The sequence below is a fragment of the Pseudarthrobacter sulfonivorans genome (assembly GCF_024391045.1).
In the GTDB taxonomy this organism is placed as follows: Bacteria; Actinomycetota; Actinomycetes; order Actinomycetales; family Micrococcaceae; genus Arthrobacter; species Arthrobacter sulfonivorans_B.
This window is the reverse complement of the sequence record NZ_JANFCZ010000045.1, coordinates 1-7,936: the sequence shown is the minus strand read 5'-3', so window position 1 is coordinate 7,936 and position 7,936 is coordinate 1. Positions and strand designations below refer to the sequence as shown.

The 7,936-nt window shown below is 60.6% G+C and carries 10 protein-coding genes; 2 read left to right on the top strand and 8 right to left on the bottom strand.

Annotation, left to right across the window (positions count from 1 at the left end; genetic code table 11):
• Positions 1-271 precede the first annotated feature (271 nt).
• The 8 genes from NQJ30_RS18705 to NQJ30_RS18675 all read right to left on the bottom strand — a co-directional run bounded on the left by NQJ30_RS18705 (position 272) and on the right by NQJ30_RS18675 (position 6,675).
• Positions 272-1,273, bottom strand: a complete 1,002-nt coding sequence (locus tag NQJ30_RS18705; RefSeq protein ID WP_255771820.1) for a heme-dependent oxidative N-demethylase family protein — start codon at positions 1,271-1,273, stop codon at positions 272-274.
• The gene (locus NQJ30_RS18700; protein ID WP_255771819.1) at positions 1,270-2,256 is read right to left on the bottom strand and encodes a PDR/VanB family oxidoreductase; all 987 of its coding nucleotides are present in this window, start codon (positions 2,254-2,256) and stop codon (positions 1,270-1,272) included. The genes NQJ30_RS18705 and NQJ30_RS18700 overlap by 4 nt, the downstream gene beginning before the upstream one ends.
• Entirely contained in the window at positions 2,253-2,720 is a 468-nt protein-coding gene (locus tag NQJ30_RS19020) for a dimethylamine monooxygenase subunit DmmA family protein (RefSeq protein WP_304664284.1), read from the bottom strand. The genes NQJ30_RS18700 and NQJ30_RS19020 overlap by 4 nt, the downstream gene beginning before the upstream one ends.
• A 24-nt stretch (positions 2,721-2,744) precedes the next feature.
• Positions 2,745-3,125: a cupin domain-containing protein gene (locus NQJ30_RS18695; protein WP_255770775.1), complete on the bottom strand. Its 381-nt coding sequence runs from the start codon at positions 3,123-3,125 to the stop codon at positions 2,745-2,747.
• Positions 3,126-3,348: 223 nt separating this feature from the next.
• The gene (locus tag NQJ30_RS18690; RefSeq protein ID WP_255771818.1) at positions 3,349-4,827 is read right to left on the bottom strand and encodes an APC family permease; all 1,479 of its coding nucleotides are present in this window, start codon (positions 4,825-4,827) and stop codon (positions 3,349-3,351) included.
• Between the two features lie 151 nt (positions 4,828-4,978).
• Positions 4,979-5,101 carry a hypothetical protein gene (locus NQJ30_RS18685; protein ID WP_255771816.1) on the bottom strand — a complete coding sequence of 41 codons (123 nt, stop codon included), beginning with the start codon at positions 5,099-5,101 and terminating at the stop codon, positions 4,979-4,981.
• Between the two features lie 108 nt (positions 5,102-5,209).
• Complete coding sequence (locus tag NQJ30_RS18680) at positions 5,210-5,917, bottom strand: cache domain-containing protein (protein ID WP_255771815.1); 708 nt, start codon at positions 5,915-5,917, stop codon at positions 5,210-5,212.
• A complete protein-coding gene (locus NQJ30_RS18675; protein ID WP_255771814.1) occupies positions 5,914-6,675 on the bottom strand; it encodes a FadR/GntR family transcriptional regulator in 762 nt (253 codons plus the stop codon). The genes NQJ30_RS18680 and NQJ30_RS18675 overlap by 4 nt, the downstream gene beginning before the upstream one ends.
• A gap of 286 nt (positions 6,676-6,961) precedes the next feature.
• Between NQJ30_RS18675 and hxlB the strand changes: the two genes are divergently transcribed.
• On the top strand, positions 6,962-7,561 hold the full coding sequence (gene hxlB, locus NQJ30_RS18670; protein ID WP_255771811.1) for a 6-phospho-3-hexuloisomerase: 600 nt from the start codon (positions 6,962-6,964) through the stop codon (positions 7,559-7,561).
• Positions 7,562-7,642: 81 nt separating this feature from the next.
• Positions 7,643-7,936: orotidine 5'-phosphate decarboxylase / HUMPS family protein (locus NQJ30_RS18665; protein ID WP_255771761.1), on the top strand; the 294-nt coding region annotated here is incomplete at its 3' end.

Here is a 7,936-nt window from a genome sequence, read left to right as displayed (position 1 = left end):
TTCATTCTTGAGGATGAGAACCCTGTGGGCTTGATAGGCGAGCCCCGTGACATGAGAGGCGTTCGGTGAATACCTGGAAGGCTCCTCATGTGCTGGAAACTGCCTGGAGGTGCCGGTGTGGACATTGCCCGCGGAACTCTGCACTGACCTCCGCTGGCGTGATTCCGGTCACCTTTCCCTCTTGCTGCCAAGCTACGTGAAATAAAACATTTAGTCGAGCTTTTTTTAGGGATATTCTTTTTTGTTCTTTTTGTGGCGCGTTAGCGGGGGATCAGCGGTCCAGCAGCCAATCCGAGGCAGCTTTGCGGTAGCGGATGATTCCCTTGTACTCGGCCATGTCGTCCGGAAGTTCGGCGAGGACGTGGCCCATCTTTTCCCGCCACGCAGGGACCCGGGCGATGTCGGTGAGCGGCAGCAGATGGGTCCGGACGAGGAACAGCAAGGCCCCGGAATGGGGGAGGCGGATCAGATGCTGCACTTCCACCCGCAGGTGGAGCTTCTCCGGCATCCCGGGGTCCTCGGCTATGGTGCCGCGGTCCGGGCCCCACTCAGGGTAGGTTTCCGTGGAGGTGTCCATGCGCCGGCCTATGGTCATGGTCCAGTTGGTCCGCCGGAACTGTTCCCCGGGCTGCAGGCGAAGCAGGAACTGCTCGGCCCGGCTGATGATGCGTTCTTCCTTTACCCGCGGGACGGGGTGGTGGATTTCGAGGAAGTTCATGCCGACATCGAATCCGAATGACCAGTCAGCGGCGAACGTCACCAGGCCGGCATCGAGCCACAGGGTATCCTCGCGGACATCGAGAAGAATGATGTCGTCCTGGATCTGGCTGCCGAGGAACCGCATTGGCCCCTCAGGAAGTGAGCTATCGTCGCCGACGGTGAACTCCACCTCAAGATTCTGCAGGCCGTTCCGCCAGCGGCAGTTGTTTCCTTCCCGCTGGAACGACATCGTGTCCGGGTAGTCTTCCGCCATGGAGGACAACAACGTGGTCAGGGCGTCCCACACTGCCGGCCGCATGTGGGGGAGGACATTGACGCGGGAAGGATCGCGGGTCAGAATCTCGGCGCGCTCGGCCAGTTCGTCCAGATAATGTTCGTCGATGTCCACAAGATTGGCTCCCCACGAACCGGCTTCTGTCGGTGCCGTCTTGGTGGCCGGTTCGACGTTCGCGCTGTACCGGTAGGTGTCGGAGGCAAAAGGAAAGGGAAAACGCCTGATCCGCTCGGGGAGGAGGGCGGCTTCAGGATCGGTTTCGATGATGGTGCTACTCAAAGGTCCAACTCCAATTCTGGGTCGTTGCTACGCGAAACGCAGCACATCATTGTGGTATTCGCGGCTTTTTCCTGATCGGACAGGTATAGATCCCGGTGCTGGGGTGCCCCGCGAAGCACCGGCAGCACACACTCGCCGCAGATGCCCTTGCGGCACATGTTAGGGATGGTTTTCCCCGCTGTTTCGAGCGTCTCCAGCAACGAAACACCGGCCGGAACGTCCAAGCGAACGCCACTGCGGGCCAGATGCACCGTGAAGGGTTCACCCTCATCCAGTTCAGCGGCGCCAAAGGCTTCTGAATGCAACCGGGCCGAGGACCAGCCCTGGCGCCTGGCCTCTTCCAGGACCGCATCCATGAAGACCACCGGACCGCACACATAGAGGTGGGTTCCGACGGGCTGAGTTATGAGCGCTTCAGCCAGGACGTTTTGGAAACTGCCCCGGTTGGTGCACTCGATCAAGGCGGTCAGCCCGGGCCCCAGCAGTTCCCGCGCTTCCGCCACATGGGCGCCGGCCTCTGGCCGGTGCACGTAGATCATTGAGGCCGTGTTGCCCCGTTCCACCGCCGCCCTGGCATGCGAAAGAATCGGCGTGATCCCGATTCCCGCAGCAACAAGCAGATGGTGGGTCGCGGTTGATGCGGGAGCAAACGCACTCCGGGGGCGCGAAACGTTAACCCGGTCCCCGACGGAGAGCCGGTGCATGGCCACGGACCCGCCAGCACCTTCATCGACCCGAAGAACGGAGATGGTGTATTCGGATGGCGCGTTGCCTGAACCGGTGAGCGAGTAGGCATTGACGCCGCTCCCGTACTGGACCACCAGGTGGCTCCCCGGTACGTAGGAGGGCAACTTACCGCCTGCCGGAGCGGCCATCGTAATGCTGACAATCGATTCTGTCTGACGGCTGACATTCGTTACTTCGAGGTGGAGGCCTCCCTCCACCGCAGAGTGGACACGGGGCTGGAGCGCTGTGGCGGTCATGCTGCCTCCTCGGCATGGGCCGAGTAGCCCAGGTATGCGCCTCTTCTTCGGGAAAAATGATCAGTGACGGCCAAGGTGGTAGCACACCCTTGGCACTTCACTTCGGTATCGGCTGTCTCGTCAATGGTGGTGCTGAGGCAGTGCGGGCAATAAATGAACCGGGGTCCGGTTTCCTGGGGCAGGAGGGTTACCTCCTCGCCGACAAGCCCGCAGTCCGCGGCAACTGCGGCGGCGGCGCGGATATCTGTCGGGGGGCCTGCAAGTACCAGACGGACGCCTACACGGGAGCTGCTGAATACGGAACTGAGTTCCGAAAGGGTGTCGGCGGTTGCGGCTTCGAAATGGAGATCAAACCGGGACTGGCCATCTGTGTCTGGAACTGCGGTGTCACCTGTGGATCCAAAAGATACACAGATGACACCGCGGAATCCAGGTTCCAGGCCGGTGCCGGCTGTCGGCGGCATGGACGCGGAACGCATGGCCGGTCCTTACGGGTTGAAGGTGCGGTCGCCGGCGAAGAACCCCAGGCCGTATTCCGGGGTTTCGAACTTGACCGTGGTGCCCTTGGGGAAGAACAGCACGTCGCGTTCCTTGGCGTGCGTGACCTCACCGGTGGTCTGGTCCGTGAGGATGAACTCGCCCTTGATGACAACCTTCATTTCGTCGTAGGTGTAGGTGTACACCAGCGGCTCGGAGGCCTTCAGCTCGAAGAAGCCGGCGCACATGACCGAGCCTTCGGGGTTGTGCAGGGAGTCGCCGATCGCGGCGATCGTTCCGGGCTCGTCCATCGACGGCAGTCCGATGAAGCCGTTCTCCACTTTGTGGATGGCGCCGGCCTTGCTCAGGGTTCCTACGAGAGTGGTTTCCATGATGACTCCTATGACTAGTGGTGTGGGAAATATGGGGGCTCTGGGAGGGGGTCGTCGCTCCGGATATCCAGCCTGGCTGCGATCCGCTTGTGTGATGCGAGTCACTCCCTGCGCCTACCTGCAAAACTACGGGACGTAATTCATCTAGTCCAGTCTTTTTTAGATATTAATTAGAAGTGTCTTGATCTTTCCGTCGTCCCCGCTTGGTGAGCAGTGCGGAGGCTTATCTGGCGTCCAGGACTTTGTCGGGCTCAGCAGGGTCCGACGTTCCAGCGGCGGCTGTTCTGGTTTTTGCTCGTTCAGATTCGTTCTGGGAATACACCCAGATGGGAATGTAAAGGGCCAGTACGATGAAACCTACCCAGGTTGGAGCCCAGCCGATTTCCAGGCTGTTCAGGTACACCACGCCGATCAGGCACAGGGGCAGGTTGAACAGTCCGAAGGCCATGGCAACGTTCTTCCAGCCCTTCGGAGCTTTGAAGGGGCGGTCCAGGCCGGCGAAGGCCGGGTGCCTCCTGGCCCTGACGTAGGCGAACAGGCTGATGCCATTGGCGCAGGTGTAGCCGATTGCCGACGCAGCGACAATCGCGGCCGGATTTCCCATAAAGATCAGCACCAGGTTGAAGGCCCCGATGACCAGCATGGCGACGAACGGGGTGCCATGGCGATTCGTTTTACCAAGGGATTTGGGCAGATTGCCCTCCATGGCCATCGAGTGCATGGCGCGCGAGGAACCCAGGTAGGCCGTCTGGATGATGAGGACCATGGCGGCGATGAGCATGACGATGGTGATGACCGACCCGGCTTCGCCGAACACGGCCTGGGCCACGGGAATCAGGGGAGAAACGGGCTCGGCCAGGACGCCGTCAACACCCAGCACGCCGATCACCGCAGCCTGCACGAGAACAAACGAGAAGAAACAGATGATGCCGCAGGCAAGCAGGGCCTTGGGCACATCCCTGGACGGATTCTTGTATTCCGGGCCGTAAATGGCGGCGGTCTCCCAGGCGCACGCGCTCCACTGTGCAATCGCGAAAATGCCAAACAGGATCAGGATATGGTGCATGTCCCACGCCCAGTCGGCCGGCAACCAGCTGCCGGTGATATTGGCCAGCTCGACGTGTCCGGTGGCGAACGGCGCCACGGCCAAAACAACCAGCGGGAGCAGTGAAATGGCGGCCAGGATGTACCCCAGGATGGCGCCGTCCTTCAGGCCGAACCAGTTCACCACAAACAATCCGGAGAAGATCACCAGGCCTGTCATCAGGGCAAGCTCGTTCTCGGTAAACATTTCGCCCAGCACCGGAAACAGCCCATGGAGGTAGCCGCCCACCAGAATGGCGAAGATTGCCAGCACCGGTGTCCAAGCAAACCAGTAGCTCCAGGCGGAGAAGCCGCCGATCAGCTTCCCCTTGTCATACCTACCGTTGTAGTTCTCGGTCCGGAAGACGTGCTGGGCAAAGCCAGGCAGCCCTGAGGCCCTCGAAAACGTAGTGGCCATTTCGGCATACGCCGTGCTTTGCATAAAACCCTGAAGAACCGAGAGTCCCCAGATGAGAATGGCTGCAGCTGACAGGTACAGGGGCAGGTACCCCAGTGATGGCAGAATGAGCAACGGCACCCCCAGCGCGATGGCCAAACCCTGCTTCCAATCGATCGACCTCTCCAGGTGATCGGCTCCGTCCAAACGATTTTCACTCATAAAAATCTCCCTTAAACTACTCAGTCGTCTCTGACTTCTTCGTTATGGAACCCGGTTTATGGATCTCCCAGTGACGGGTGAAAAGCCACATCCGTCCAAACCGGGATGTGTTGCTGCGGTTAGCAGCCAGCGGCGCGATCCCGTGGTCAGATCAGGACGGCTGGCTGGGGCAGGCTCCGACGCGGGGCAGGTTTACAGCCACTTTGCCCTGCCGGCAGGTAGGCCAGTGGACTGCCAGTGACTGTTCCGCGGTATCGCCTGCGAAGTAGATCACTTCCAGAGGTTACAGCTTAAAAGCTCTAATGCGATAGCTTTTATCCGCGCCGATATGGCGCGGCGGACGCCTTACGAGGAACGATAGCGAGGCCGCCGGTTTCCCACTCTAGACGGTGTAAACCAGGGAAAGGCCAAGATGGGGAACATCCAAAGCCATCCGATGCTGGGCGGGGTTGCCGGATTTAATCCGCTCACCAACAAGGTATGAACCGGAATTGCCAAGGATGACCCGGTTGCTTGCATTCACCAATGCGGCATCGCCGGGAACGGTGCGCAGGGTGGGCATGATGAGGGGTTCCAGGTCCTTGATCCGGATGTCGCAGGCCGCTACGCCGGCGAAACGGCCATCGACACGCAGCGGTGCCGCAAACGTCAGGATGTATTCCTCGAAACCCAGAAAGTCTACGTAGGGTCCCCATAGGCTCTGCTCGCCAGTGGAAGCGGCGGTGGAGAAGAACGGCAGCTTGACGTAATCGTAATAGCGGCTGCTGCCCGGAGTCATGTCGAGGTCGAGTTTGCCGATGGTGCCGTATTCCTTGCGTGCCCACCAGTCCAAAGCCGGCACTGCCTCCTCAAGGGCTTCCACTGCGAAGAAGGTCCCGGCTCCGGCCGCAAAAGTGTTTTTGGTCAGGAACTGCCGCGGATACTCGTCCAAGCCGGCCAGGGCAGCCACATCGACTCGGGGCTTGCCCGCGAGGTTTCGTTCCAGGAGGGAAGACTCGTCGCCGGCCAGTCCGGTGACCTCGGTGCACACCCCGGTCAACCAGGAAGAAAGGGCGTTGGCAGCATGTACGACTTCGGCGGTGGGCTTCATTGACCATCCTGGTTTGATTGGGCGTAGCCGAGGGTGAGCTTCTTGTCGATCAGGTGGAAAATATTCCGCCTAATGTGTTCAAGGACAAGGTTCTGCGCCTTCTCGGGCTGGTCCTGGGCAACTGCCCGGACCAGTTCCAAGTGTTCAGCGGTCGCCTGTTCCGGGTCAAATGCCACCGTCAAGGGAGTCCAAAGCTGCTGGACTGTTTCTTCCTGCAGCCGGATTTCGGCATTGGCGAGCCGTGGCGACTGGGCTGCTATGGCCATCTCGATGTGGAAGCGGCTGTCAGCGGGGGCGCGCGTCTCGGGAGTATTAGCCAGCACTAATGCCCGGGCAAGCTCTTGCAGCCGCTCACAGTCATGGGCTTCGGCGCGCTCACAGGCGAGGCGGACAGTGGTGGCCGCTATCGCCGAGTGTTCGTCTCCAATGTCACGGATTTCCGAGATGGACGTGGAGAGAAACCAGTCGCGGATGGCATCAGTCTGCGTCCGGGGCTGCCGGACAACGAAGGTTCCTCCGCTGCGTCCACGCCGGGTCTCAACGACGCCGCTCTCGCGCAATTCACCCAAGGCTTCGCGAAGTGTGGCCCCACCAACCCCGAACATCTCCGAGAGAGCCGCTTCGGGGGGCAGGCGCTCACCCACTTTGAGCAGCCCGAGCCCGATGGCCTTGGTAATCCTGTCCACGATCGCATCGGCCCTCTCGATTTCCGGCAGGGACCGATAGATCTGGGACTGGAATGAGGACGGCGAGGCCAACTGTCTGCGCTCCGTGAAATGGGATACGGGGTGGGTCAAAACGAACAGGCCCGGACAGCACCGACCAGACCTGGCTTGCAGTACTGAGTCTATGCAATAAATCCTTCAAAACTGCGGTTTTCCAGCACTCGCGTTCGACTTCCGCGGAAGGACCAATCCTTAAGTGTAGTTAGAACCGTCAGAAAACAGTGTTACCCCTACCCGCGCGCTTCGGGAGTATGGATATCAACCAGAAAGCGTCGTTCGGCTGCTTCCGGCCAACGACCGAACAGAAGGGGAAAACATCGTGACTACGACAACAAGTGCAGTTCGTACCGGGTACGCCAGCACAGATGACATTGTCAGGAATCTCTCTCTTGTGCGGGATGAGATCGCGGACACCGCGGCAAAGATTGACGAGCAGCAGCTCGCCGACCTGGGCCGCCACCTCAGCCATCCCGGCCGTATCTTCGTTGCCGGAGCCGGCCGCAGCGGGCTGGTCCTGCGGATGGCCGCCATGCGCCTGATGCACCTCGGCCTGAATGTCCACATTGCCGGTGACACCACTACTCCGGCAATCGCTTCCGGTGACCTCCTCCTGGTGGCCTCCGGCTCCGGGACCACCTCGGGCGTAGTCAAGTCAGCCGAAACAGCGGCGAAGGCGGGCGCACGGATCGCAGCGTTCACCACCAACGCGAGTTCACCGCTGGCAGGCCTCGCCGACACCGTGGTGATCATCCCCGCAGCCCAGAAGACTGACCACGGCTCCAGCGTTTCCCGCCAGTACTCGGGATCGCTCTTTGAGCAGGTCCTTTTCCTGGCGACTGAAGCGCTTTTCCAGTCCCTGTGGGACAACACCGATGTTCCGGCCGAAGAGCTCTGGCTCAGGCACGCCAACCTCGAATAACCGGGGCTCAAACTTCACCGGCTGCAGTTTTCACCCAATTTTCAACACCACCGTATTTCCCTAGAGAAAGTAAACGCCATCATGAAGCTTCAAGTTGCCATCGACCTCCTGACCACCGAAGCCGCCCTGGAACTCGCGGGCCAGGTTGCCGAATTCGTGGACATCATCGAGCTCGGTACCCCGCTGATCAAGGCCGAAGGCCTCTCCGTCATCACCGCGGTCAAGAACGCCCACCCGGACAAGGTGGTGTTCGCTGACCTGAAGACCATGGACGCCGGCGAGCTCGAAGCCGACATCGCCTTCAAGGCCGGTGCTGACCTGGTCACCGTCCTCGGCGCAGCCGATGACTCCACCATCGCCGGTGCCGTGAAGGCA

Excerpts from the sequence above, each read along its gene's own strand:
- NQJ30_RS18700 (WP_255771819.1), bottom strand. The coding sequence starts at position 2,256 with ATGACCGCCACAGCGCTCCAGCCCCGTGTCCACTCTGCGGTGGAGGGA.
- NQJ30_RS19020 (WP_304664284.1), bottom strand. The coding sequence starts at position 2,720 with ATGCCGCCGACAGCCGGCACCGGCCTGGAACCTGGATTCCGCGGTGTC.
- NQJ30_RS18695 (WP_255770775.1), bottom strand. The coding sequence starts at position 3,125 with ATGGAAACCACTCTCGTAGGAACCCTGAGCAAGGCCGGCGCCATCCAC.
- NQJ30_RS18690 (WP_255771818.1), bottom strand. The coding sequence starts at position 4,827 with ATGAGTGAAAATCGTTTGGACGGAGCCGATCACCTGGAGAGGTCGATC.
- NQJ30_RS18680 (WP_255771815.1), bottom strand. The coding sequence starts at position 5,917 with ATGAAGCCCACCGCCGAAGTCGTACATGCTGCCAACGCCCTTTCTTCC.